Origin of the sequence: Crinalium epipsammum PCC 9333, from assembly GCF_000317495.1 — a bacterium.
Taxonomy (GTDB): Bacteria; Cyanobacteriota; Cyanobacteriia; order Cyanobacteriales; family PCC-9333; genus Crinalium; species Crinalium epipsammum.
Genome location: NC_019753.1, coordinates 427925 through 452636, shown reverse-complemented (window position 1 = coordinate 452636; position 24712 = coordinate 427925). Strand labels below are relative to the sequence as shown.

At 37.9% G+C, this 24712-nt stretch carries 29 protein-coding genes and 3 pseudogenes; 11 read left to right on the top strand and 21 right to left on the bottom strand.

What is annotated here, in order from left to right; genetic code table 11:
• The first annotated feature begins 143 nt into the window (after window positions 1–143).
• Complete coding sequence (locus CRI9333_RS01790) at window positions 144–479, top strand: hypothetical protein (protein ID WP_015201490.1); 336 nt, start codon at window positions 144–146, stop codon at window positions 477–479.
• A 596-nt stretch (window positions 480–1075) separates the two neighbouring features.
• Here the strand turns inward: CRI9333_RS01790 and CRI9333_RS28475 are convergent.
• The 8 genes from CRI9333_RS28475 to CRI9333_RS24625 form a co-directional block, all read right to left on the bottom strand.
• The gene (locus CRI9333_RS28475) at window positions 1076–1219 is read right to left on the bottom strand and encodes a restriction endonuclease subunit S (RefSeq protein WP_083890043.1); all 144 of its coding nucleotides are present in this window, start codon (window positions 1217–1219) and stop codon (window positions 1076–1078) included.
• Window positions 1220–1249: 30 nt separating this feature from the next.
• The gene (locus CRI9333_RS01785; protein ID WP_015201489.1) at window positions 1250–1666 is read right to left on the bottom strand and encodes a hypothetical protein; all 417 of its coding nucleotides are present in this window, start codon (window positions 1664–1666) and stop codon (window positions 1250–1252) included.
• 33 nt (window positions 1667–1699) lie between these two features.
• Window positions 1700–2062 carry a papain fold toxin domain-containing protein gene (locus CRI9333_RS01780; RefSeq protein ID WP_015201488.1) on the bottom strand — a complete coding sequence of 121 codons (363 nt, stop codon included), beginning with the start codon at window positions 2060–2062 and terminating at the stop codon, window positions 1700–1702.
• 213 nt (window positions 2063–2275) lie between these two features.
• Entirely contained in the window at window positions 2276–2623 is a 348-nt protein-coding gene (locus tag CRI9333_RS01775; RefSeq protein WP_041225835.1) for a hypothetical protein, read from the bottom strand.
• Window positions 2624–2827: 204 nt separating this feature from the next.
• On the bottom strand, window positions 2828–4558 hold the full coding sequence (locus tag CRI9333_RS01770) for a DEAD/DEAH box helicase family protein (protein WP_232229403.1): 1731 nt from the start codon (window positions 4556–4558) through the stop codon (window positions 2828–2830).
• Window positions 4558–4719: a hypothetical protein gene (locus CRI9333_RS26410; RefSeq protein ID WP_015201487.1), complete on the bottom strand. Its 162-nt coding sequence runs from the start codon at window positions 4717–4719 to the stop codon at window positions 4558–4560. The genes CRI9333_RS01770 and CRI9333_RS26410 overlap by 1 nt, the downstream gene beginning before the upstream one ends.
• Entirely contained in the window at window positions 4716–8528 is a 3813-nt protein-coding gene (locus tag CRI9333_RS01765; protein ID WP_015201486.1) for a CHC2 zinc finger domain-containing protein, read from the bottom strand. The genes CRI9333_RS26410 and CRI9333_RS01765 overlap by 4 nt, the downstream gene beginning before the upstream one ends.
• A gap of 381 nt (window positions 8529–8909) precedes the next feature.
• Window positions 8910–10016: a hypothetical protein gene (locus tag CRI9333_RS24625; RefSeq protein ID WP_015201485.1), complete on the bottom strand. Its 1107-nt coding sequence runs from the start codon at window positions 10014–10016 to the stop codon at window positions 8910–8912.
• A 208-nt stretch (window positions 10017–10224) separates the two neighbouring features.
• Between CRI9333_RS24625 and CRI9333_RS01755 the strand changes: the two genes are divergently transcribed.
• The 4 genes from CRI9333_RS01755 (at window position 10225) to CRI9333_RS26405 (ending at window position 11819) form a co-directional block, all read left to right on the top strand.
• On the top strand, window positions 10225–10677 hold the full coding sequence (locus CRI9333_RS01755; RefSeq protein WP_015201484.1) for a helix-turn-helix domain-containing protein: 453 nt from the start codon (window positions 10225–10227) through the stop codon (window positions 10675–10677).
• Window positions 10678–10742: 65 nt separating this feature from the next.
• On the top strand, window positions 10743–10994 hold the full coding sequence (locus CRI9333_RS01750; protein WP_015201483.1) for a hypothetical protein: 252 nt from the start codon (window positions 10743–10745) through the stop codon (window positions 10992–10994).
• Window positions 10995–11231: 237 nt separating this feature from the next.
• A complete protein-coding gene (locus CRI9333_RS01745; RefSeq protein ID WP_015201482.1) occupies window positions 11232–11624 on the top strand; it encodes an AbrB family transcriptional regulator in 393 nt (130 codons plus the stop codon).
• A gap of 36 nt (window positions 11625–11660) precedes the next feature.
• Window positions 11661–11819, top strand: coding sequence for a hypothetical protein (locus CRI9333_RS26405; RefSeq protein ID WP_157462226.1), 159 nt, complete (start codon window positions 11661–11663; stop codon window positions 11817–11819).
• A 15-nt stretch (window positions 11820–11834) separates the two neighbouring features.
• Here CRI9333_RS26405 and CRI9333_RS01740 read toward each other — a convergent pair whose 3' ends face one another.
• From CRI9333_RS01740 to CRI9333_RS01710, 6 genes and pseudogenes are all read right to left on the bottom strand, one after another.
• The gene (locus tag CRI9333_RS01740) at window positions 11835–12065 is read right to left on the bottom strand and encodes a hypothetical protein (RefSeq protein ID WP_015201481.1); all 231 of its coding nucleotides are present in this window, start codon (window positions 12063–12065) and stop codon (window positions 11835–11837) included.
• A 450-nt stretch (window positions 12066–12515) separates the two neighbouring features.
• Window positions 12516–13115 carry a KilA-N domain-containing protein gene (locus tag CRI9333_RS24620; RefSeq protein ID WP_015201479.1) on the bottom strand — a complete coding sequence of 200 codons (600 nt, stop codon included), beginning with the start codon at window positions 13113–13115 and terminating at the stop codon, window positions 12516–12518.
• Window positions 13116–13230: 115 nt separating this feature from the next.
• Window positions 13231–13740, bottom strand: coding sequence for a hypothetical protein (locus CRI9333_RS01725; RefSeq protein WP_015201478.1), 510 nt, complete (start codon window positions 13738–13740; stop codon window positions 13231–13233).
• 59 nt (window positions 13741–13799) lie between these two features.
• Entirely contained in the window at window positions 13800–14222 is a 423-nt protein-coding gene (locus CRI9333_RS01720; protein WP_015201477.1) for a hypothetical protein, read from the bottom strand.
• Window positions 14223–14301: 79 nt separating this feature from the next.
• Window positions 14302–14541, bottom strand: a complete 240-nt coding sequence (locus CRI9333_RS01715) for a hypothetical protein (protein WP_015201476.1) — start codon at window positions 14539–14541, stop codon at window positions 14302–14304.
• 206 nt (window positions 14542–14747) lie between these two features.
• Window positions 14748–15857 (bottom strand): annotated as a pseudogene (locus CRI9333_RS01710) (IS1634 family transposase); the annotation flags it as partial.
• Between the two features lie 62 nt (window positions 15858–15919).
• On the opposite strand from CRI9333_RS01710, the pseudogene CRI9333_RS01705 reads away from it, so the two are divergent.
• Window positions 15920–17028, top strand: a pseudogene (locus tag CRI9333_RS01705) (IS630 family transposase).
• Between the two features lie 21 nt (window positions 17029–17049).
• On the opposite strand, the pseudogene CRI9333_RS01700 reads toward CRI9333_RS01705, so the two are convergent.
• From CRI9333_RS01700 to CRI9333_RS01675, 6 genes and pseudogenes are all read right to left on the bottom strand, one after another.
• A pseudogene (locus tag CRI9333_RS01700) lies at window positions 17050–17538 on the bottom strand (IS1634 family transposase); the annotation flags it as partial.
• An 818-nt stretch (window positions 17539–18356) separates the two neighbouring features.
• On the bottom strand, window positions 18357–18782 hold the full coding sequence (locus CRI9333_RS01695; RefSeq protein ID WP_015201473.1) for a hypothetical protein: 426 nt from the start codon (window positions 18780–18782) through the stop codon (window positions 18357–18359).
• A gap of 82 nt (window positions 18783–18864) precedes the next feature.
• On the bottom strand, window positions 18865–19131 hold the full coding sequence (locus CRI9333_RS01690) for a hypothetical protein (protein ID WP_041225832.1): 267 nt from the start codon (window positions 19129–19131) through the stop codon (window positions 18865–18867).
• A gap of 163 nt (window positions 19132–19294) precedes the next feature.
• Window positions 19295–19537, bottom strand: a complete 243-nt coding sequence (locus CRI9333_RS01685; protein ID WP_015201471.1) for a hypothetical protein — start codon at window positions 19535–19537, stop codon at window positions 19295–19297.
• Between the two features lie 36 nt (window positions 19538–19573).
• Window positions 19574–19816 (bottom strand): hypothetical protein, encoded by a 243-nt coding sequence (locus tag CRI9333_RS01680; protein WP_015201470.1) that lies wholly within the window; start codon window positions 19814–19816, stop codon window positions 19574–19576.
• Between the two features lie 59 nt (window positions 19817–19875).
• Window positions 19876–20550, bottom strand: coding sequence for a hypothetical protein (locus tag CRI9333_RS01675; RefSeq protein ID WP_015201469.1), 675 nt, complete (start codon window positions 20548–20550; stop codon window positions 19876–19878).
• Window positions 20551–20723: 173 nt separating this feature from the next.
• Between CRI9333_RS01675 and CRI9333_RS01670 the strand changes: the two genes are divergently transcribed.
• From CRI9333_RS01670 to CRI9333_RS01660, 4 genes are all read left to right on the top strand, one after another.
• Window positions 20724–20963, top strand: coding sequence for a helix-turn-helix domain-containing protein (locus CRI9333_RS01670; protein ID WP_015201468.1), 240 nt, complete (start codon window positions 20724–20726; stop codon window positions 20961–20963).
• Window positions 20956–21534, top strand: a complete 579-nt coding sequence (locus tag CRI9333_RS26040; RefSeq protein WP_015201467.1) for a GIY-YIG nuclease family protein — start codon at window positions 20956–20958, stop codon at window positions 21532–21534. The genes CRI9333_RS01670 and CRI9333_RS26040 overlap by 8 nt, the downstream gene beginning before the upstream one ends.
• 501 nt (window positions 21535–22035) lie before the next feature.
• On the top strand, window positions 22036–22176 hold the full coding sequence (locus CRI9333_RS28470; RefSeq protein ID WP_390370064.1) for a ribbon-helix-helix protein, CopG family: 141 nt from the start codon (window positions 22036–22038) through the stop codon (window positions 22174–22176).
• Window positions 22177–22237: 61 nt separating this feature from the next.
• On the top strand, window positions 22238–22519 hold the full coding sequence (locus CRI9333_RS01660) for a hypothetical protein (RefSeq protein WP_015201465.1): 282 nt from the start codon (window positions 22238–22240) through the stop codon (window positions 22517–22519).
• Window positions 22520–22684: 165 nt separating this feature from the next.
• Here CRI9333_RS01660 and CRI9333_RS01655 read toward each other — a convergent pair whose 3' ends face one another.
• A complete protein-coding gene (locus CRI9333_RS01655) occupies window positions 22685–23074 on the bottom strand; it encodes a hypothetical protein (RefSeq protein WP_015201464.1) in 390 nt (129 codons plus the stop codon).
• 275 nt (window positions 23075–23349) lie between these two features.
• Between CRI9333_RS01655 and CRI9333_RS01650 the strand changes: the two genes are divergently transcribed.
• Window positions 23350–24564 (top strand): RNA-guided endonuclease InsQ/TnpB family protein, encoded by a 1215-nt coding sequence (locus CRI9333_RS01650; RefSeq protein WP_015201462.1) that lies wholly within the window; start codon window positions 23350–23352, stop codon window positions 24562–24564.
• Window positions 24565–24712: the final 148 nt, after the last annotated feature.

Below are 24712 nucleotides of genomic sequence, written 5' to 3'. Positions count from 1 at the left end.
TGTTTAATTGTTTGGTAAGTTCAAATATCAAGTTGAACTTTAAATTAAGCACTATGAGCGATGAGGCGATCGGATGCACGTTTTGAATTAAGCTAAAATAGAATAAATAGATTTTTAACTATAAATATCTGCAATTACTAGAAATGAAATTAACTCAGTCTACTTCCCAGGAAAAGTACCCTCACAGAGGTCGAATCTTTCCAGAACGCAGTAGTACCCAAGAACAGAAAGCACAACGAATCCAGCGTCGGCAAGAACTGGGAGAACGTTGTCGCCCAATCTTTGAGCAAATTCGCCCTCAACTTATAGCCAACCATTACAACTGGTTTATTGCTATTGATCCAGAAACAGGCAACTACTTGCTGCATCCTTCCTTTACAGGATTAATGGAGCAAATCAATATTAATTATCCTCCCGATGGAAAAGTCAAGTTAGCTGCTTTTCGCCTCAATGAAAATGGGGCTTGCGGCTTGATATGATTCAAGGGAGATTTGGTGAAAATGGTAAGCTAATATTTACCATAGAATTAATAACTGCTAACTAAGTCTCTGCCCTGGAATACTGTAGACCCTTTAAAGGTGGGTCAAAAAGAGTTAGAGGTGAATCTGTTTTATATAATGAAATCAAGCAATCTTTGAACACTCAACTAACTCCAACTGTTATCAAACAATTGGCAGATTTAGCATCACTTTGGTTCCACTCACATAATATGGTGGCATTGTCTTCAAAAGTACGAATACGTTCAACATCAAATTTTTCTAAAGCGATTTCAGCAGCTTTAGCTAGACGCTGCTTACCAACAAGGTGTTGATGAGGGTGAATTTTTTTCTGTTCGTCTTCACTGATGAAAAGAGACGATCGCCAGTTTTAGAAAATTCTTGACTTTTGAAGGCATATCCAGGCTGAAATTCAGCAACATCTTTAATTTGGACGGCGTGCCAACTGTCTGGAATCTTCCCGATCGCACTCTCTTTAAACTGAGTATGACCAATACCATGAGTGAGAAGTTGCTCTCTGTAGTCCCTGCTTGACGGGTGCGGGTTTGGTCGATGACTGCTTGAGTGGATGCGATCGCCTAATCCACACTACTCAAAATCTCAGCAATTTTCTTTTGTTCATCAAGAGTAGGAATGAGAATAATAAGTTTTTCAAGACTTTTTTGATTAATGTTAGTATTCGCACTAACTGAGCTACTAGCTAAAAGCCTTACCTTAGATATAAACTAACAGCAAAAAACCAAACCTTTTAATCATACCTCTTGAGCAGAATGTAACCTTTCCTCCTTCCCAATCTCACCAACTATCTTCCCATCTTGCACAAAATAAGTTTTAATCACATTTTCCCCTCGATTATTCAAAGTTTTATCACGTTTTTTAAACTCATCTAGCAACTTAAAAAAACAATCAAACGCCCTACTTTCATCACCAGTAAACAATAAAATAATATTTGCCCAAGAATTACAAGTCCGCACATTAAAATATCTTTCTATCCAAGCATGGAAATGCTCATAAAAATCAACTTCCTCCTCAGTCAGTTCCAAACCTAACTCACTGCGAGCAAATTCGTAACCTATTAAGAAATGACTTAATATCGTAATAGAAGACTTACCAATATACATTCCTGGTTTGTCTTTTATTTTTTCCAAAACTGCATAAATTCCTCCCATTGCCACCTCCTAACTGTAGTGCTGCTGCTTCTACTATAACGAATCTAACTCAGTCAGAATAAATTGATGACTAGGACAATCAAAATCATTGAGCCAATCTTCTCGCGTCATTCCCTCTACCGACAAATTATCAAAAACCCTTCCCAAAACTTCTACTCCATAATGAACTCCGGTTTGCGTAATTGAGTTAGTAATATCTTGACGTTCCAAACGCCAACTTAAAATATATCCATCTCGCCGAGTAGCTGTTTTTAATTTGAGAATTTTCCCCTGGATATTATTGGCTTGTAACCATTGCAAAATAGCTCTGGCACAAGCATCACATTGATACAGGTCAAATCTTTGAATAATTTTACCTATTTCCTGAAAAATCTCCTCCTCAGATAACTGACTCACCACTCCTCCAATTTCCAGCCAATTATTGACTCTCAATAACCCAACACTTTTAAAAATCCCAACATCTTCACCTCAGCCATATCTTGCTTAACTGGTGCAGTAAATAAATCTACAGAAAGACCGGAAGCTAAATACTATTTACAATAGCTTTATTTGCCAGCACCCAGTAACATTCCTAGAGAATTAACCAATTAATCTGAGCGAGTATTATTGCTATAATATTAAAGCATTTGAATCAGTTAAAATCTTTTCACAAAGGATTCTAGAGAAATTATCAAGATCATTTTGAGAAAAGTTTTGCTCTGGCTGAATTATAAATTCAGCATAAATCTTGGAATTTCTTTGATAGTAATGAGCGATAGCGTAAACTGTTTCTTTCTGCACTAACTTAACGATATCAAAGCTAGAAGTACCAGTTTTTTCTTCAATTTTATTCCAAACATCAATCAGCCATTCAGAAACGGGGAATTGTGAATAATTATCTGTAATAATCTCCACCTCATATAAAGGACGCGGTTTCGCACCTATCCCAAGCTGTTTTCTACGTTTGGCTTCACCCATTTGTTTACTCCAATTTCGCTCTTAAGATCACAGGACTTCATGGCGTTAGGTACGATCAAAACCGCCTAACCCATCGTATCCCACAGTGCGATCGCACGGGAGCCCTTTTAAACATATACTGGTGTAATGAGCGTGTTAAATGACAATATATTTTTATAACTTTTAAACTATAAATGGTTTAATTTGATTTGCGATCGCATATAACTAACTCTCGCAAAACCTTTTAGCTTTTTCAAATGCGTGGTTAATCAATGTCATCATATCTTTCGCTTTCGCATCTCCACAAATATCGGGATGCCATCGTTTTACTAATTTTCTATATGACTGCTTAATTTCCTTGAAACTGCTACCTGGTTCTACTTCCAGCACCATCCACCAATGTTTACGTTCTAGGTTGTTACGAGTAGCTGTGTAGGTTTTACCTTTGCTATTTTGATACCTCCTCCCTGGTCTACCAAATTCCAATTGCATCATGTCCCTAATCCAAAGTTTCGGTGCAGTTGGTCGAATTTGATAGAGAAAATCTAAATAGATTGTTTTGTTAGCAGTCGGATTTTTACCGCCAAAGATAGCGCCAACAAACCAATCATCAGGGGGAAAATATTTAAACTTCTCACGAAATAGCATTTTAATTCTGGCAGGATTACGACCAGCTTTATATGCTCTTTTCATTTGAGAGCGGATATAACGTAGCTGTCTGAGTTCTTCCTCGGAAAGCAGTTCACCAAAAATCGGTGGTTCGCCTGAATCTGATTCATCGTCATCATCACCATCTCCTGAAAACTCATAGCCACATTCTGGGCAGATTTTACAGAACACGGGAATCATTTCATGGCAGTTAAAACACTCTTTAACTTGAGTTTCAATTAACGGTTTAGGACGTGGGCAAAGGCTGATTTTTAGTTTTGAGGTCGGTTTACAGACTCGCTTAAAGCATTCTCCAAAATCCAATAACATCGCATCCTGTTTTGAGGGATGCAATCTTAACGCACGTCCGCACATTTGAATTAGAAGTGCTTGACTACGGGTAGGACGGGCAATGATAGCAGCTTGGACACTTGGCTCATCGAATCCTTCACATAAGCAAGCAACGCTAGATATTAATTGAGTTTCGCCAGTAGCAAACCTTTGATAAATGGCTTCACGTCCCGAGTCGCTAGTTGTTCCTACAACAACTTCAGATTTAATGCCAAGTTCGTTAAATTGTTCTGCTAAATTGTAAGCTTGAAAAACACTGGCACAGAAAGCGATAGTCTTACGTTCTGGGCAGATTTGTAGAAAATATTTAATAACTTCTGCGTTGTACTCCTCATTACAAACTGCTTGCATGGAAGATTGTGTATAATCTCCTAAATTGTTAGTTTCTAATTTTTCAAAATCTAGCAATCCTCCATAACCAAACAGTCTCGGACGGGATAAATATCCCATATTAACTAATTCAATGGGATCGGGCGCTCTCACTAATGCTTGGAAAAATTGACAAAATCCTTCTTTATATTTTGTTCGCCAAGGTGTTGCAGTTAGTCCGATAAAATAACACTTTGAAAGCGCAAATATCCCTCCTGAGTAGTGTGTTATGATATCCCAAGCAATTTGGTAGTAAATGCTGGAGTGACATTCATCAAAGATTACCAATCCAATATCAGGTGGTAGTTCCCGATTCTGGATGGTTTGAATCATGCAAATTTGTACGGGTTTTGAGTAATCAGTTGGGTGATCTGCCCAAATAATGCCTGACTCAATACCCATTGCGGCTAAAGTTTGCTGAGTTTGGTCTATTAACTTTTTCCGATGACAGCAAAACATTACACGCCGTCCTTTATTGACAGCATCGACAATCATTTGGGAACTGATAACTGTCTTACCTGCTCCGGTAGGAGCATAAGCCAGAACTGATTTGATACCATTGCGGAAGAAATGGTAAGTTTCTCGAATTACCTGTTTTTGGTAATCTCGCAGTTCAAAGGATTTAGTTTTTTTTGTTCGGGCTTAGGTTCTGGTTGTGGTTGAGACTGTAGCTGTTCCAGTAGAGTAAATATACTTAACTGCTCTACAGATGGAGGTGTTTGCTGTTCTGATTTAGTGACGCGGCTCATCCCGTCACCTCCATTTTTTCATCATCGAAGGCGATCGCCCCCCTGAACTCCTCCACCACAGATGAAGGCAACATATTAATAAGTATGCCTAGTAGCTTGGCAAATGATTGAATAGGCATCAATCCTACAATCTGCTCAAAAGCCTTCCAACCAAAGGATTCTACTACCATATTTACTTCGGCTGGTACGTCAATCTCAGGCTCATTAAATGCCAAAGGTAAATACTGAGTAGCCATGAATTTAATAGCTTCTAGATCCTTTAACTCTTTGTACTCGGAGTCTGTTAGCTCGGATTCTGGCTTATCTAGTAACTCCTGCTCTGACGAAGAAAAAATATTACTAACGCTATATAGTTTGTTTAATAGCAGTAGTAATATTTTTTCTAGTCGCTTCCAACCGCCAAAAGGTTTGGCAATTTTACTAAGATAAGGTTGAGAGATACCAGCAGCAGCAGCAACGACATCACTGGTAACTTTGACGCTTTGTTCATGAAGCTGCTTTAATGCCTGAAGGATACCCCACTTAGTTTGATTGCCCTCCGATGCAGCTTCAGGGCAGAGGTTGATTACATCGATCAATTCAATTTTTACACCTGGTAACTCCAAAGCTAAAAAGTCGATGTCATAATCAGCGACAAAGTAGAAAGTTTTATCTTGGTCAGGGGCAAGGTGCGATCGCAGTCTGCCAACTTCCTGAACAATCTCCTCCTGCACATGAGCATCTACAAAAGCCTGAAACTCCTCACCCTCTGGAGATTTACCCGTGAGCGTCTGGTATTCCATCTGTAGAGCGCCGATATTCTGATAAGGTATTCCCAAACTGGCTAGTGTGGAATGATTGATAAATTGGTTTGACCCTCTACCCTCCCTAAAGTGGGCAAAGTCACTAAAAGCTAACCAGTCTATAAAATCAATATCTGAATGTTTCTGCCTTAACCAAGCTTGGAATAACTGAACCCGTTGATCGAGAGAGTCTGAGCGTTCTTTACCAAGCTTGCCGAATCCACCAACCTGAATTATCCGCAAGTTTTGATAAGTTGGTTTTAACTTCTCAATTACCAGTAATTCGTGGCGCTGGATACCAAGGCGCAAAGCTAGAGTATCCGGATCTACAGTGGCATCTAGAAACACATTAAAATTAAATGCTTTAACAATATCAGCGTGTTTCTTGTCACGGTTAGCAATTGTCAAGACACTCCATTGACATCTAAATGCGCCCTTCTCACCACCCCATATACGTAGGAATTGAGGCAACCAATTAAGCAGAACTGAATCGAGATTTTTACTTGACTCTGTGTAAGCTTCTTTTCTCAAGGTAGAGCGAATAAGTGAGCGTGTAGCCTTTGATACTCCCTTGCCTGCATTACCTCTAAAATCTACACTATCTGATTGTTTTAAAATTTTATCTATTTCAGGAGACAGTTCGTTTTCAATTTCGTCAGCTAGAAGTAATATATTATCCGGTGCTGGTGGTAATCTCTCCCTAATTTCTGCATCATTCCAACCGTGATAAGGTTGCTTTAATTCTCCTGTGAGGAATGATCGCAGCGATCGCCGGAGATAAGTTAATGTAGTATGATGTTGCGGTAATTTTGCTTCCAGTTCTGCCCAAGTTTTATCGAAGTCTGCTAGTTTTACGTCAATCAGTTTTGTTGACTTAATGAGCCTACCAGCTTCATCCCAGATACCCATCCATTTCTCATATTCACTTTCTTTTGTATTGGGCATTGAATCAGGATGTGCGCGTAAGCGATCATATGAAAATGCGACACTGCGTTCAGCCCTGAACCCGTAGCCATTCCCTTTACTATTTTTACAAGCGCCTGCTAGGTCGCACGTCGCACAAATGGGTGATTCATTTGATTGTTCTATACCACTGAGATTTTTACCTGCGAGGGTATGAAACAAGGGAGCGCGGTAACAGTTACCAGGCGTGTCCGGTTGTTCATCTTTTTTAGGGTGTACTTTAAATGGATGTCCTAACGGTGTTAACCGTGATTCATCCTCTTTAAAACCATTATTACGAGGTAGCACATTCCCAAAATTAACTTCTACTGACAAAGTAGTTGGATTTGTGTGATCTGCTGCTAAGTAAAATATTTTATCTACACCAAAACATGATGGTAGAGCATCACCAGCAGCATGAGATTTTCCTACACCTGTAGCTGATTTATCTAAAACTGCTTTATATCCTAATTCAGACGCTTTTTGCCAAGTCTTGAGAATATCACCATCATAAATAATATGTGGATGCCCTAGCTTCTGATAAGCTGATGGTGTGGGAATATTAATCTTAACTTCTTGAGGTTTTGGCTTAGTTATTGGCTTAACAAAGCTCTTGCCAAAACCTCTGAAAGTGTTGTCTAACTTAGTCTTTAAATTTTTAAAAAGTGTAGAAATTGAATCAAATGGCGTAGCTTTTTGATTATGAAATGGGCAAGCGCCTCGATAATCCTTGCCGTATTGATGTAACGGAATACGTTCTGATATTATTTTATAAATATCAGTCTTAGCCTTGACAAATTTAACAGTTAAGAGTGATAATCTCTTGGGGTTTTCTACATCCCATTCAACAGGTATTTGATGCTTCTGGGCTAACCCTAGCACAACATCAGTAAATGATTTCTTGTCAAAATCCATCAAAAACTTAATGGTGTTACCACCAGTTTGACAATGAAAACAGTAGTAACTTTGCTTTGAATCACTTACACAGAAGTCGTTATGTACTTCTGTTTTGACGATTGCTAAAGCTTCAAACTGAGCATGGGTAATTAGCTCAAATGTTGCTGTATCTGGTAATTCATCAATATCTGAGTCATCTTTGGTAAATTGACCCCACCAAGCAACCTGTAGCTCGTAACCTGAACTGTGCAATAAAGTATAAAGTGAACTATATTGCAACATGATCTGACGATTGGCGATCGCACCAGCATCAGGATAAAGTAAACATTGTTTTTTGGTGGATATTGATTGTATAGTCTTTAAAATTTGGGGACTACTAGCAAAATTACCTCCCGATGCACCAACTACAACTATATCTGTACGACCTTGCGACCAAAGTTTCAGAGCAACGAGCAGTGATTTTAAGCTACCCTCGCAATAATGAACTTCACTTATTGATGCAGATAAAGGATGCTTCCAAATAAATAAAGGTAGTTCACCGTTGGGTAAGTGTGGACTGCTACCACTTCTAGATGCACTAGATAACCAAATATATTTAGCAAATTTCTCGCGCTCATCTGATGCAATTTGATGACCTACTATGCAACCATTGATATCTAATGCAGCGATACTAATACCTGATACCCCTAGTAAGGTATGCTTGCCATTGGGATTAATACCCGCTAAATTTGGTGATGCGCCAAATACTTCTTGCCCTGGAATCCATGTTCTAAGCCATCCCTGAGATACGGCCAAGTCAATTTCAGATTGCGTTAAGCCACGATGTTCTAATAAATGTTGTCGATGCTTTCTACTGAGATTTAGCTGTTTGGCGATCGCACGATACTGTTGATTACGTTCACGTGCTGGTAGCGACTTTGCTGTTAGTTGTTCTCGTTCTAATTGTCTACGTTGATTACGTTGTTCTGCTATATCTTGCCAGCTTTTTCCCTCGCTACCTGTATCAGGAACGTAAACTCCCCAAACTCCTGATTTGTCAGCGTGGAGATAGCGCCAACCTGCAACGAGTGCGTCAGTATCAACACTGCTATGACAAAGTACTACTTCACCAACTATCCGGCAATCTCCAGAATAATCGCCACATATAGGACAGTTGTTGCCACGACGGGTAGGAATGAACTTACTCACGCTGCACCCTCAACTTGTCAAAAGTGGTGGGGAAACTCTTGAGTAATGAACAATTTTCTAACCAGCCTGACAAATACGTAAAGACTTTCTTATACCCAGATGTGATCTGGGCTACAATATTATTAATCATTTTTTGCCTTGTATTTAGGGCAGTTGTACCTTGTGGTGGGGAAACACCCCAGGGTAATTTTTTGTAATTTACGCCAGAATAATTCACTGATTTGGGCAAATAGGCCAATCAGAACAGGTGAATTTAGACCATCAAAGGTTGCATATATGCGCCCATTCCCCGCATCTCGTATATTGCGATGAGCAAGGCGATTAAGAACTTGATTACGATATCAAGAGGTTTTTTGAAACCTTTTCCACCTCTGTAATTATTTAGGCTGCGCGTATCCCAGAGTTAAGCCGTTCTTTTAGTGCTGGGATTTGTTCAATCACCCAGTACAAATCATCTTTAGATAGGTTTCGTAATCCAATAGCAATCTCTGATTTGATATCTTGATTGTCTTCTGGTAATGAACAATCTAATGGATACACGCATTTGGGTGGAAGGGTACGAATTTTGCCATGTACTTCTAAAGTTACCCAGAAATGCTCAATCTCTTTGACAATTGCTCGCTGTCCTCTAAGATGCTCACGTTCTGATTTAGGATATTCAGACCCTAACAAGCAAATTTGTACTGTATCCCCAATTTTGTAAGGACGGATTATTTTTACGTCTCCACAAGTAGCAGGGTCTTCCCCTTGTTGGATATCAGGTAATACTTGGTTGGGGGATGTGGGTAAACCTAATGATTGAGCTTGAGATTTTAGCTGGTTATTAACTGAGGGTTTGGTACGACGATGTGGGCTTACTTTATACTCATCAAGTAATTGGGATGCCGCTTCACGTCCTGAATCTAAAAGCCTCTTCTTCAACTCCAATACATTTTTTCTGCTAATGGGAGTTTTACGATTAAGGATTTCTTGTCTAACTTGTGGCCCTAACTCATTTGCTATGGCATCAACAGCATTGGCGAAAGCGGCATCTCGTTTGATGGTTTCCTTCCCAACTTTGTATTGATCAGCTAACTTTTCTGCTGTCGATATCAAAGGCTCACTTTGAGCCTTTGACTTTTGAGTGTTGCGATAACCTCCTTTAGTATTTTTCTCTTGGTTATAAATGTAACCTCGTATATATGATGCGAACTCAGGAGTTATATTGCGTCTACCCTGTTGGTGTTTGAACATCCATAACTTGACTGCTTCTGTGTTTTCTAATTCAATTAGGGTAATCTCAAAGGGTAAATTGTGCCTAATGCACAGTTCATAACGGTTATGCCCATCAATAACTATATTGTGTCCTTTCCACACATATATGGGATCTGTAGCTCTGCCTGTTGCAATCAAATTGTGTTCTAGTTGCTGACGCTCTTCTTTGGTGAGTGCAGGCAAAAGCGATTGAAACTCTGGATCAATGATTAAGGTAGCTTCATGGGAGAACATTGTTAAAATCTAATTTTTGTATACATGGTTGAGGTAAACGATAGGTTGTTTGTCAAGAAATGACTGGGATTTTTTATCGCTCCAAAGTAATTTAGTGATTTTATTTCTGTGTTATTGTTGATTCAGTAGTTTACTAATTGAATGTACTTACCTTATCGGCAACGCTAATATAGTATCAATAGTCGTTAACAATAATTAACAGTAATTTATGAAATGGGGTAGAGTTTTTGATGAAATAGTATCTAACTATGGAATTAGCGCCAAAGATCTTTCAAAAAGAACTGGCGTATCCGAAATTACTATTTCAAGATTTAGACGGGAAAGCCAGTTGATTGGTACAGATAAGTTAGGTTTACTTCTAGACGCTTTACCTGTTGATGCGCGTCTGGATTTTTTTGAGCATTTGCTTGGTTCTGCATCAAACATTAAACCCAAACAACAATCAATATTTTATTTAGTTGAAGATTTGCCAGATGAGGATGCTAGTACTGTTGCTGCTAGCATTATTCGACGCATTCCTAGTGTTTATTTTCCTAGTATTTTGGCTGCGTTAGCCGACCGTCTCCGAACAGGAGAATTTCAACCAGTTATTGATGCAGCTTCTTCAGAGTTGAATCGAGGAAAAATATCTAATAGTTCTAGCTATGGTAAAGTTAGTTAAACTTGGCAAGCTATCCTTTGTCGTACATATATTGATATTTTCGATTCCGTAGTCCTTTTGTTAATATGCTAGAAAAAAATCAAGTCCTTGAACCTTGTCAAGGTTGTCTTGTTAGTAAAGAACAAGTAAAAAAATATTTGCGTCAAGCTTCTGTGGAAGATCGGGAAGAAATATTTAGCGAATTTTTGGCAAACGTGCATCACGATTACGTTTTATTAGAAAAATTGCCTGCTTTAATCTCACGAATGTCTGATGTACTAATAAGACGTAATTATTATCAATTTAAGAAAGAAGACAGTACTGAAAGCTGTGGTTAAACTTTTTAAATAATTAAATTTAGTGTAGTTTATTAATTATTGCATTTATTTAATAAAGTTTATTTTTCAATAAATAAAACACTCCCTCAATTAAGTTGAATTAAGAATTATAAGTAAAAAAGATCGCGCTCATCTGAAATATTGCTATTTTATTATACTATATAATTAAATTAGTAAAAGTGAACAAGAATTTGCGAAAATATAATTAAATTTACATCCAGAACCTAATTATTAAAAATGGCTGAACTAGCAACAACTCCTTTAACCGGAAAAGCTTTACTACAAAAAGTTAAAGAGTTATCCAATGTCCCTCGCAGAGAAACAGCTAAAGCTTGTGGTTATTACACCACGACGAAAGAGAATAAAGTTCGTGTTAATTTGGCAGACTTTTATGATGCTTTATTAACAGCTAAAGGTGTGGCTATTGAATCGCCCAAAGATGGTCGTGGTCGAGAAGCAAGTTACCGTGTCAGTGTTCATCAAAATAGTCAAATTGTTATTGGCGCGAATTATACATCTGAATTAGGGTTAACCCCAGGCGATGAGTTTGAAATTAAGCTTGGTTATAAACATATTCGTTTAGTTAAAGTAGAAAATGGTGAAATTGAATCTGAATCTGTGGTTAGTTGAGGATCAACTTTAATAGTTAATTTTTACGTTCATTTTATGTTTTGTGCGATCGCATTCTTTATAGAATTGCGATCGCACATTTTGTTTTACCTAAAACAGCAAAATTCCACTCTTCAAAATGCGGTATTCCGTTTAGTGGCGATCTGGAATGCGCGTGGTGGGTTGAAGAAGTGCATGAAATTTGGTATCAGATAAAGATCTGGTAGTTGATTAATCGTCAATGATCACATCATTTTTAGATGCTGGCAGGATGCAGACTCGCCCAATTGAAATTGCGTAAATTCCACTCCCGACTGGTTTGTCGAACTGCTTGTAACTAAATTTTTCTTCTTCTGGGATTCCATCCTCATTTAAGAACCCGCAACAGTTTGGCAATGTACTAAGCAAGTAGTTACAAGCGATCGCATCTCCGAGTAGGTTTTCAGGTGGTTGATTACACATTGTTTTTTACCGATGATTTGATTGTGAAAGATTCAATTACGTTTCTAATTTCGCTCTTGCTAAAAATATTGAAGGTTGGGCTGTCCATTATTACAGAAGTCAACTGGGCATTGCCCTCAACAAGAATTTGAAATTTAAAACGTTTAGGTTGAGGCAATTTTGAAATGTCAAAAACTTCAATTGAGATTATTTCAATTGGGCTGTCAACGTCATTCCTTATATACTCCTCTAAGCTCAGTCTTAACGCTTCGCGACTGTGTGGTTTTGGATGATTAATTAGAGTGACAAGCTTATTACCGGAATTAAGATGGATGAAGTTTATGATGTACTCCATTTCTGCATGACCCCTCAAGTTTTTTGATATTTCTGTTATGGTGCGAACGACTTCCGCCCAAGATCTGCGCTTCGCTATTTGTGTACCTAACCCGTGATCGCATAGTTGCGAAGTTTTTACCAGCCAGTGTCGCCGTTATTACCTGTTAAAGCATCGCGCAAACGCTCTTTACTAATATTTAAATCTTCAGCTAGTTTGTTGGTTTTGCGACCGAAAACCATTAAACTGACTCGTTGAGAAATGTTAACAAATAACCAATGGCGGCTATTTTCAGACAATTCTGGATGGCGGTCAATGTAGCTTTTGATTGCATCAGTCAGTTGGCGGCGGGTGGACTTACCGGATAACCTAACTTGCAGGTGTTCTGCTTTGATAGCGCCAGTGGCTAACCACTCTTCAACCCACTCTGAAACTTGGAACTCGAACTCAATTGAAAGCCAGGTTGCAAATGGAATAGCAAGTTTTGGATGAATCCAAGTGCCAGAGACATTACCTCCCTTCTTAACTTGAACTAACTCCAATACATGAATCTCTGTTTTGGCTGAAAGGTACTCTATGTAAGCTTTTGCGCGTTCCGTCAATAACCAGTTCCGCACATCTTTGCGAGTCCCTGTTGCAGCTTCATACGCTTTTGCTAACGCTGTCGCATTGATGTATCCATCGGTCACTCTTTGCTTTACCAGGACACCATTAAGTTCGTGAGTGATACTATTCATTAGACACCTCTGTGCATACGGGTGGGGTCATGCGATCGCTCAGTGTTTCTCAGGCATACGATGCGATCGCACAATTGTTTACTTTGTTGCAGTTGGCACTCTTTGTAGCAGCTTCTTAATTTCGCCAGTCGCCAATGCCATTCCACAGTTCATCAATGATTCTTTTGCAGCTTTTGGGAACGAATGACCACAGCAGATAATCGTGCATACCCTTCATTCCTTCTGCTTCAAACAGAAGTTTCCCCGCCGCCACGATGCTATCTTTGTCGTAGGTTTCTAAGCGTTGGTTAGATGTTAGTTCTACTTCAAAAGGTAGTAAAGCTTCATACAAAAGGACGCGGGCTAGTCGGTAGGGGTGGTCGGGTTTTTCTCCATACCATTTCTTAATTCCTGCCAATTCTTTTCTCATGCCTTGAAACAAAGCTAAGTCTTTTGCTTGCTCATTGTTGATAGCTTCAATTACGTCCCAAAACTGTTCTCGACGGGGCTGGTTAAGTGCAGATGTTAAAGTCGGCTTTTTTGCATAACTAATGCCTTTTCTTGAATTCTCTGACTGCTTGTTAGGCTGATGTTTAGCCTTTCGGCTTTTCTGGACTTGGTGCTGTTTATTTTTTACTTTTTTCATTTCAGTTCAGTTCAATTCTTGCGGTGTTTTAGATTTATGGGAAGCGATCGCTTCCTGTCCTACTGTGGAAAATGCTTTAACATAATCGGGTATAGTGATGCTGCGATCGCCTCAAACTTCTCTCCATCAGGGTGAGGGCGAGAAATTACATCTCCTTCCTCTCCTAACCATCTACAACAGGAATCCGGTTTGTAATAAAGTGAAAAAATTTCCGATTTCCACCAGCTAGACAAGCAAAGTTCAAGGTTCCCCCAATGCAAATCAAAATCAATATTTCTAGCTCGATAAAATTCGTGGAATGGGTTAGGATAAGGTCGATTTGTTGGGTCAAAGCTTTCCGCGTAATAACATTTAAATTCAATTTCAACGAACGAGTAGGTCATTTTTACGTCTGTCGTTAGGTTGAATCGTCGGTGCTGGTAATGTTCTTCTAAAATTTGTGAGATCGCTAGTTGCGTTTCTAGTGGTAGTTGGGTGATCATATGTTTGGTGAATGAAATTAAGTTTGTTGTGAGCAAGTAGATGTGTAATGTTTACGACGCGGCTCCGAAGAAAGCATATTTATTGCGTTAGAACCAGTTTGAGGTTTTCCGTTATTTCAATCGCTTCAAGCCGCTGCCCGTAAGACCATGCCGTTGTGTGAGGGCAGCTAGCTAAGTTTTTTAGTTGATATTTGCCTGACTGCCAAGATTCATCATCGTCAAAAACATAGACATCAAAATGATCGGCGGCGTATGGATAAACTTCTCTGAAATTTTCCTGAAATTCAGCCCCTATCTCTTGCCACAGTAGAACCCACATTCCGCACTTCAACTTGTAACTTTTGAAATTACACAAAGCTAGAAGGATGAAGCAATCAGGTTAGCAATTATAAAAATGAAAAATACAAATTTTGGCAAAAAGAAAGTTAGAGCTTTTTCGTTTCCTAAAAAAGCTAACTGTAAAAGTTAAAATATTTAAGATTAATTGTCTCTCAATATTGATTGAGTGTTGTTCCAATTAAATACTTATGAACTAAAATAATATTTTTGACAATGAGCAGGGAGAAACTGCAAAAATAGCTGGCGTTCTTTAGTTAAATTAATAATTTGTTTAACGCCTTGAAGAACTAGAACATGAATACCTTGAAAACATTGAAATATCCATCTTAATGTAGGATTATTTGTTAATTTACCTAACTGATTTTTGACTTTTGTTTTTGAAGAGAGCAAACTTAAACGTAATTGTCTTTGCCCAATGCTATAAACTAAGAGACATAATCCCATCAGCATCATCATTGTCTCGACTCTTTCAGGATTTTTGACAAAGAGACTATCCGCGAAGAATAAAGGATCTTTGATAAATCTAAAACCTCGCTCACAGGATTGTTGTTGTTTATAGACACTCAGAATTTCGGATGTGCTTAACTGTTTGTCATCCAGACAGTTTGTAGCTAAAATAAATCTACCTGCTTGTTGCTTATAACTGACAATATAGTCAAAATTTTGAGTTAGTTCAGCCTGAATTTTGTAAATTGTTTTACCTAGTTTGTTACAGGCTTTAAGAATTTTAAATTTTTCAATTTGATAATATTTAAACTGTTGATTAAATTCTTGGTATTTTAATTTCGCTTCTCCAGTTTGACTAAATTCTACCTTGAGTAATTTAGCCACTTCTGTCGCTGCACTTTTTGCTTCTTGTTCAATCTGGCGGTTCAGCTTGTCTAAATCGGATTTTTTTCTTTCAGCACTTTCTACGATTAACCATCTTTGCTCTATCCCTCCATAGCTAACTTTTTGCTCACAATAGCTATATCCTTCCTGTGAGCTTTTTTCTAATTGTGAACTGGTGACACTTTGAACTAAACTTTTAGCTAGCTTTAGAGAAAAAGGTACTCGGCTTATCCATTTCAAGTTGGCAATTAACTTTAAGTTATTTTGACTGTACAAGGCACTATCACATACCATAATACTTTCAAAATCTATTTGTTTTTTAAACTCCAATAAAATTTTGCCAAACACTGCTTTATCTGATTCATTGCCATCTCCTGCTCGAAAAAATAAAGGTACATCTCCATCACTACTTACTATTAAATCCATTACGCATTGTTTTAAATCTGGTCTATGGTCACGCGAGTAAGCTGCTACGCAGCTTGATTGTATAATACAAACATCAATAAAAAAGCTATTACTAGCCAGGTATGCCAGCCAAAAACCATCTTTCTCAAGAACAGAGAGAACAGCTACTGACAATCTTAAAAGAGCATGAAAATCCCTATGTAAGAGAGAAGGTTCTGATTTTATTATTAATAAACGATGGAAAAACCTACCAAGAGATTAGTGAATTTCTAGATCTTGCATACCCAACAGTAGCATATTGGGCGGTTCATGGCGACCCAGATAATTTAGATAGCTTTTTAGATGGAAGGAGAGAAGGTAATTTTAGCAAAGTTACCCAAGAATATGAAAACTTATTATTAGAAGTTGTTGAAAAAGAGCCAGCAGAATATGGATATGAATTTGGGAGATGGACAGCAGCAAGACTAGCAACCTACCTGGAGCAAGCAACAGGAATTAAGTTAAAGTGGTTCTCAAGTGAGGAGAAGATTAGAGAAAAAAAAGTACGTTTACCTGTGGGCAAAATACAGCCTGGAGGACAAACAAAACCCTGAAAAACGTAAAATATTTAAAGAAAAATTAGCGGAATATTTAAAAATAACGCTCGCAACCCCCAGAGCGTTTACAGGTATGGTTCTGGGACGAAAGCGGTTTTAGTTTAAGAGTGATAAGAAGAAAAACCTGGGGCAAGAAAGGTCATAGAAAGAAAGTGACGGGGCAAAGAAGAAGAGGAAGAGTAAATATTATGGGAGGATTGCGTTATCACGACAAAAAGAGGATGAATTTTGTCATAAAAAAAGGAAATGCAGATGTTTTTTATGAACAGATAAAACTCTTAAATGGTTTTTTACTAGAAGAATGGATTGAGCAAGGTAAACAAAGTGAAGATTTTGCAAAAGGTTCAGCAAAAATAGTTATTATTTTAGATAACGCCAGCTTCCACAAAAGGAAAGATATTTTAGAAAAAATCGCCTCAGAAATGCCCAACATTATTTTAGAGTTCTTACCCCCATATAGCCCAGATTATAATTTAATCGAATTAGTTTGGCATTCAGCGAAAGAATATATAGCTCATCGACTATTTGAGTCAGTAGAACAGCTAGAAGAGTTATTGAATAAGTTGTTAAATGAAGGAGGTCTTATTATTAAATGGGAACGTAAAATTAAAAATAAAGGTAATGCTGCTTATTAAATTTAGCTGCGTAGCAGCTTATCCTTGAGTTATGTAAATCGGGTTCTCTTTAATTATTCCTTTTTCTTTTTTTGGATTATCGGCTTGATATTCTCCATGTAAATGTAGTGAAGTAGAATCTAAATGCGAATATTTAGTCGTTATTTGATATTTTTTAATGGTATCTAAAGCAATCAATAAGAATAGTTCACTTAATCCCACTCGATATAATTTATCCATTGTTCTGCCCAATTTATCATCATTTAAATCTTCTGCTTTGATTTCCTTCCCTAGTAAATGTTCTATAGCTTTATCTTCAAAAAACTGTGAAAATAGATATAAAGGTCTAGACACAAAACCAAGACCATTTAAAATAATTGCTTTAACTACCTGACCTGTACTTATTTTTTCCCTACTATCAACTCCCACTATTTTATTAATTTTTTCAACTAGCCCTAAGTCATCAACTATTCCGGCTACTATTCCCAAATGATCTATATTTTTAATTTCAATTTCTTCTTTTTGAAGCATCATTTTTTCAGTAGTTTTTTTGGATTTAGTTTTTATTCTGGCATTTAATCACCTTTGTGTTCCTTTTCTTAAGTATTTTTTACTATTTCTTTAAGTATTTATACTCAAAACGGTATAAGCATCTTTTGCTTTAATTATGTAATCCTATGTATTACAAAATGAAGTGCGGAATGTGGGGTAGAAGTAAATAATCCAGATTAACTCGTCTACAACTGTCGTGATATCCAACTACGACGCATGATTTACTCTTCAACCATGTATTGGCGTAAATAGAAGGTTCGTGCAACCAGGGGCAACCAGTAGTTAAGATCGTTGCCCTGTATAGATTTCAGCCTTTATTTGTTTCTGATAAGTGCCAGCAGTTTTTACGACATTTTGATAATTTATTCCAATGTTTTATTTAAAGTAGATTTGACAAAAGCCTATGAAGATGTATTCACCCTGGGGAGAACATGACAAAAATATCTTTGCCGAAAATGGAAGTTGGAGAGCGATAAATAACATGAGTTAAGTCTTCATGCTTGGGTATATATCTTGATCAGACTTTGCCTAAAATGACTCAAACTAGGCAAAGTTATGATTTGTATTACTTATCAATCAAGCTCGAAAATCGGGGTGTGAGTAGTACCTATGTATTAGGTTGCCCCTGGTTGCACGAACCTTCTATTTACGCCGTATTAGCCATCTTCCAGGCTAATAAATTTTTCTCTGTTATTTTTGGAAGGCGGTGCGTTCTTAACTCCTGCATATATTTACTTCGCGTTTAGGTGTAGGGTGATTAAAATTTGTGCGGCGGGAAGCGATAGCTACCTGTAAATTCATAAAAAATGTTTCAACATAATTTCGTAGAGTGATGTGGCGATCGCCTCAAATTTATCTCCGTCTGGGTAGGGGCGATAAATTACATTCGCACTTTCCCCTGTCCAGATAGATGATGGTGGTTTGTAGGATAGCGATAAGAGTTCCCCTTTCCACCGTGAAGACAGTTTTAGATGGCGATCGCAATGGTCGTAGTAGAGTGAGAAATCAAGGTTTGTGTTACGGTTATTTTTGGTAAAACAATCGGGTGATGGGCGGCTTGTAGGGGTAAATGTTTTGGTATAATACCCTTCAAAAATAATGTCAGCTATACTATCTTCAACAATTGACATTATCTTGAAACAGTAATGTGAACTTGGATAATGTTTGCTCAGTATTTGGGTAATAGCTGTTTCAGTTTCTAAGGGCAGCGCGGTAATCATCATAATTGCTCCAGTAGAAATGTTTATGCGATTATTTGTTAAAAAATTAAGCAGTTTTAAAGCTGCTTAACTTAACGCCGACATATTAAAGAACTGGTTCGTATTTCCAGCCCCATAAAGGGTCATACTCGAACAAAGTTCTTGACTTGGGTACATTTATTTCGGCACGTCTTGAAATTCTCTGTAATTCCTTTTCCAACTCTTCCCATTCGCCATCTTTCATAAGACCGAATTTTTTCAGGGCATTAGACTCCACCAGAAAATTTGAAACAAAGGAAGGGTTTCCTTTTATGTACAGAGCGCAGTATTTCGCCTTTTCAGACAAAGTATTTAAAATTTCTTCTTCTGTCATAGTTAATGCCTGTTGTATTCCTGTAGTGTGTAACATAACTTTGTTATAAAATAATTATCTTTTGTAAAAATCTTAATTAATGGTTGGTTTTAAGCGGTTAGTAACTTCCCGCTTAATTGATTAGAAAGACAAAACTTTACCGATACTAGAACATGGATCGTATTTAGTATTCTTCACCATCTGGTTGTTGATCAAACCCTTTTATCACATATTGAATTCTAAGTCCGTCAATGTTTTCTTCATCGTGCAGGTGTGGGGCTAATATTGCCGCTGCAATTTTCTCAGCTTGTTCGCGGGGTGTACCTGCTGCTTGTGCGCTGCTATCAGATTCAACACCTTCACCAGGGTTGATCAATTTTTTAATTGCATTTTCTACATTTGAAGGCATTGCCGTTATCTTTGCCATTATTTTGCTCCTTTGATTTGAAGTATTCTTTGTTAACTAGGATGCGTTAGCATCCATCATCTTATTGTTACGAGGATCAAGCTCGTCTATAACAACATAGATGGGTTGTTGCGGCTCTTGTGTCTGCCTACCCTCACACAAATTTTGAAAGCTTTTGTCAAATTCCACATTGGATTGAGGTTCAGCAAAACTCAGTGCGTTCGCGGAGCGTTGCCGTAGGCAAATCGTTCTATATGAATGTTCCAGAAGTCTAGTGAATCTTTCATCTTTAGGTCTCATTTTCAACTCCTACAGATTATCCAATTAAGTTGCTATAACTAATCAAATTGCTATAACTGCTATAATTCAATATTGTTGTTGTCAAGATTAAGTACGGGGATATTAGCAATCGTATTGCTGTTGTCAGGGAGTACACAGATAAAATTCGGAGGGTATCGCTCGGCTTCTCTTTCTACATAGTTCGCACTCAAAATTTGAGATATTGCTTTTAACTGTTCTTGCAGAGTTTCTCGCAGAGGGGGTTCTATGTTCAATGCTGGACATCTATACGAATGACTCAGCAGTTCCATTTCAATTTCAGGCGTATCTTCTTCAGGCAGGTGTTTAAAGTGCATTTCAGGCGTATCTTCAGAGTTCATTTTTGTTGTATTTAATGATTTAACCAAACTAATCCAAGGAACAACATTATTGCTTTTAACTAATTTTAACGGCTGCGGTTCTTCAGTTATTTCTTCTGTAGTTTGCTGTTCGTAAATATTACGAAAAGTTTCAACAGCAATGGGAACTGCGCGATCGCGGGTTAGGTTCACCCACACAATGTCATTTTTGATTTGAATAGCTTCAATTTCATCTGGGTGAACTTCTCTGGACAAATCCCAGGAAAGTACTTGAGCGATGATCTGACGGTGTGATAGTGCGATCGCGAAGCGTTGCCGGAGGCAAATCGCTCTTTCTGCTGGTGCTTCTTCTGTACACGCTGGTGTGATCGGTTTCTCTAAAAGTTGTGACATCATATAGATCTCCAATTGATTTGGATAGAAAAGGCGCACTTTACTTTGGTCGGTTAGGGCGCTTTTTCTATCCTTGAATATTAACTCTTCACGTTATGAGTTGTCAACTCTTCACGTTAAGCGTTATGATAAACGCATCACTTGAAACGTTATAGGAGAATGTAAAGTTGTAAACCATGACAAATTCAATGAAAGTCGTCAAAACACTAGAGGTTGAAGTACCTAGATTAGGTCAAAGAATCAAAGAAGCTAGAGAAGCTGATCCGCGATCGCTTAAAGAAATTTGCAAGACAGTTGGGATGAGTCAAATGAACTGGTATCGCATTGAAGATGAAAAACAAATGCTGCCAGAAAATAAACTGCGAAAAATTGAGCAAGTATTGGGCGTTGATTTTGGAGTGAGTTTTGATGATTAATCTTTCTATTGTCAATCCTTTGGAATTGCCATCGGTACCGCTATTGGATAGAAAAAAGCTTCATAGATGGGGTGGTGTGTATTTTGTTATTCGGGGCGAAAAAGACATCTTGTATATTGGGCAAAGTCCTCTCATTAAAAATCGGTGGAATCAACATCATCTATTAAGAAAACTTAGCGAAGATGATAAGCAGCAATCACGTATTTATTGGTTAGCAACTGATGAAGATCTTGAACCGATTGAAGCTGCTTTTATTCATCATTTTCGACCACCGCTTAACAGGTATTATCCACCGATTCATTCGGCTGAAGTTGTTACACCACCTAAAACCCTGCAAGTTAAGCGAGTAGTGGAAGTCGTACACGATTTTCCAGAGTTAGGGAAACGCATAAAAGCAGCTAGGGAGCGAGACGATCGCCCTCTATCTCAGATCTGTCGCGACTGCGGAATTAGTCGTTCGTATTGGTATCAACTGGAATCTGAAGATTTGCGATCGCCTGCTACGGAAGAAATGATTCGCAAAATTGAACAGGCATTAGGCATTAATCTAGAGGTGAGCTTTAATGATTGATCCTCAAGCTCTTGACCTCTCCATACTTCCCTGGTTGCCACTCAATGCTAAATCAGCATTTCCTCGTCAACCATCAATTTACTTCGCAATTAATTTTGATTAATTAATGTGCGAAGCGAAGCAAGGGCGTAAGTCGTTCGCACTACCGTAGGCATTTATTTATGACCAAAATGCGTGGGATAGCGCATTAAATAGATAGAAGTATTGTTGAAAATCCAGTAGTGGGGAGTGACTAACCACTGACAACTACACTACAAAGTAAAACAATAGAAATGCCAAATAGAACAAGGTTTTTTCTGGTAACTAACGACCTTGCCAAAATATCTCTAACAGGTAGGCATTAGTCCTACTACCAAGATTTACTACAGTGAATTTTTAGCCAGAGGTCAGAAGCGAAAGTTTAAAAATATACAGATTCCGGTAGGATTTACTAAAGGCCCTATTCCTGAATACTCTCGACCATCTAAAGGTGGGTCAAAAAGAGTTAGAGGTGAACCTGTTTTGTATGATGAACTCAAGAAATCTTTGAACCTTAAACTAACTCCGACTGCCATTAGAAAATTAGAGAATTTAGCAATTCAGTATCAACTTTCTAGATCTGAGCTTATTGAAAGAGTCCTCCGAGGAATTATAAAATTATAGTTGGGATAGCCGACTAAATTGTATTTGCTTAGGTTTGTTTATCCACGCTTTTAGGAGCAACATGAGAACAATTAGCTACAGAATTGAAACCAGACTAGATCAAGTATTTGAGGGTCAACATAATACCCAAATAGATATTTCCTCGCTAATTGAACTAGGAAAACTACACTACCCTAAAACCAATAATCAATTGCTGGTTTGGGATAAGCTAACGTGCGAAATTATGGAGTATGTTGAGAAAAATAATCCTGATTTTAGACGCGATAATATTAGCAAAGAAATATACGGTTTAGATAAGTTGACCATTTCGGACAGCTTACGGTTGTGGAACCTATGTTCTTGACAACCATAAGTTGTTTAGGTAGGCAATGTTTGGCACTATCCTTTCAAGTGTTAAGGCGAAATAAGATAGACCAATTGATAGGCGAGCATAGCCTTTGTTATTTATCCCTTGTCTAATTCTTCAATTAGATTGTCATAAGTAGGGGAAGCGATTGCTTCCCATTCACTAAAAATGTTCTGACATGATTGGGTATAGTGCCTCTGCGATCGCCTCAAACTTCTCTCCATTAGGGTGCGGTCTAGCAATTACACCGCCCTCTTTTTCTATCCAGATGCAGGAAGATGACGCATACTCTAACGCAAGCATTTTAGCTTTCAAACCACCTAATAAAATTAGTTTCTCGGTGTTCCAGCACAGTGAAATATCATGATCGCTGTTTCGGTAATAATCGTGTAGCGGGTCACAATAAGGACGATTCTCAAAGTCCTCTGTAAAATAACCTTCAAGTTTAATATTTACAGACGAGTATTTAATTTCTACATTCGTAGTTAATCTGAATTTACACTTTGGAAAGTGTTCTATCAAAATTTTAGCCGGATTAGTCAGAAGCCCCATGTCCTACATAGAATGAGGCGTGGGATGAATGACCAGATAAAAATGAGGTACACCTTTAATGGGTGTCCGAGTTCTTATTAATTTCTACTGTTGGTAACGAATCAATTAACTCTTCAATAACCTGTGTCATAGTTTTGTCTTTTGTTGCTGCATATAGCCTTAATTTATTTAATCTTCGTATACTCATCCGCATTTTAAACCATTCTGTTTTCATTCTGTACCCACATATTACCCACATAAGTTATAATAGCAAACATAAGGGAGGTGATGTATAAGTGTTGAAAGCAGTTAAGGTCAGACTTTACCCAACCGATGAACAAAAAGAAGCATTGGCTAAATCATTTGGTTGTGCTAGATGGTATTATAACTATGCCTTAAATGCTTGTATTCAGCACTATGAAACTACTGGAAAAACTTTACTACTAAAAACTTATAAAGGGATGTTACCTCAGCTAAAAATTGAGCATTCCTGGCTAAAAACTGATTGCTACTCTTCCGTATTGCAGTGTGTAGCTATCAATCTAAATAAGGCTTACAACAACTTCTTTGAGGGACGTGCTGGGTTTCCCAGATTCAAGTCAAAACACCACAAACAATCAATTCAATATCCACAACATATAACAGTTGTGGGGGATTGCTTAAAAGTGCCTAAAATTGGTGAAGTAAAAGCTGTATTTCATAGATCTATTGCTGGAAAACTTAAAACAGTAACAATCAGCAAAACACCTACAGACAAATACTTTGCAGCAATCTTACTTGAAATAGAAGATAGTTCAGAACAATCATCTGGTAACAAAATACTGGGGATTGATTTGGGATTGAAGGACTTTGCTATTGTTCATGATGGTGAACAAGTTACCAAGCACCCCAATCCAAAACATTTTAAACGTCATCAAAAAAATCTAGCCCGTAAGCAAAAAAAGTTTGCTCGTAAAGTTAAAGGTAGTAATTCAAAACACAAATACAGAAAACTCGTAGCTAAGGTTCACGAAAAAGTATCAAATTCCCGCCAAGATTTCCTGCATAAATTAAGCAAAAAATTGGTAAATGAAAGCCAAGTTATCATTGTGGAAAACCTCAATGTTAAGGGACTGGTACGAAACCGGAAGCTATCAAAAGCAATATCCGATGTTGGTTGGGGAATGTTTGTCAACTTTCTGGCATATAAACTAGAACGCCAAGAAGGTAAGTTAATAGAAATTGATAGATTTTTTCCCAGTTCTAAAACCTGTTCATCTTGCGGTCATGTTTTTGATGAGTTAACGCTCGATATCCGTGAATGGGATTGTCTATCGTGTAAAACTCATCATGACCGTGATAGTAATGCAGCAAGCAACATCAGAACAGAAGGCATTCGGATATTAACTATAGGCGGAGGGAACCCCGTTCTTGCTGATGGAGGCGATGTAAGACCAAAAAGCCGTAAGGTAGACGGGCAGTTGTCTATGAAGTCAGAAGCTTATACTTACTCGACAGGGAAGTGTAGGTAGTTCACCTATCAATAATTTAGTTGCTAGTGGTAGTTCTGTAATTATAAAAGTGCTTATTGGAATCAAATAAAGTTGTTTTTTGTTTGGCTATAGCGTCCTTAAATCTATGAGTCTGCTATTCGGCGGTGCGGCGCGTCACAAGGCTTCA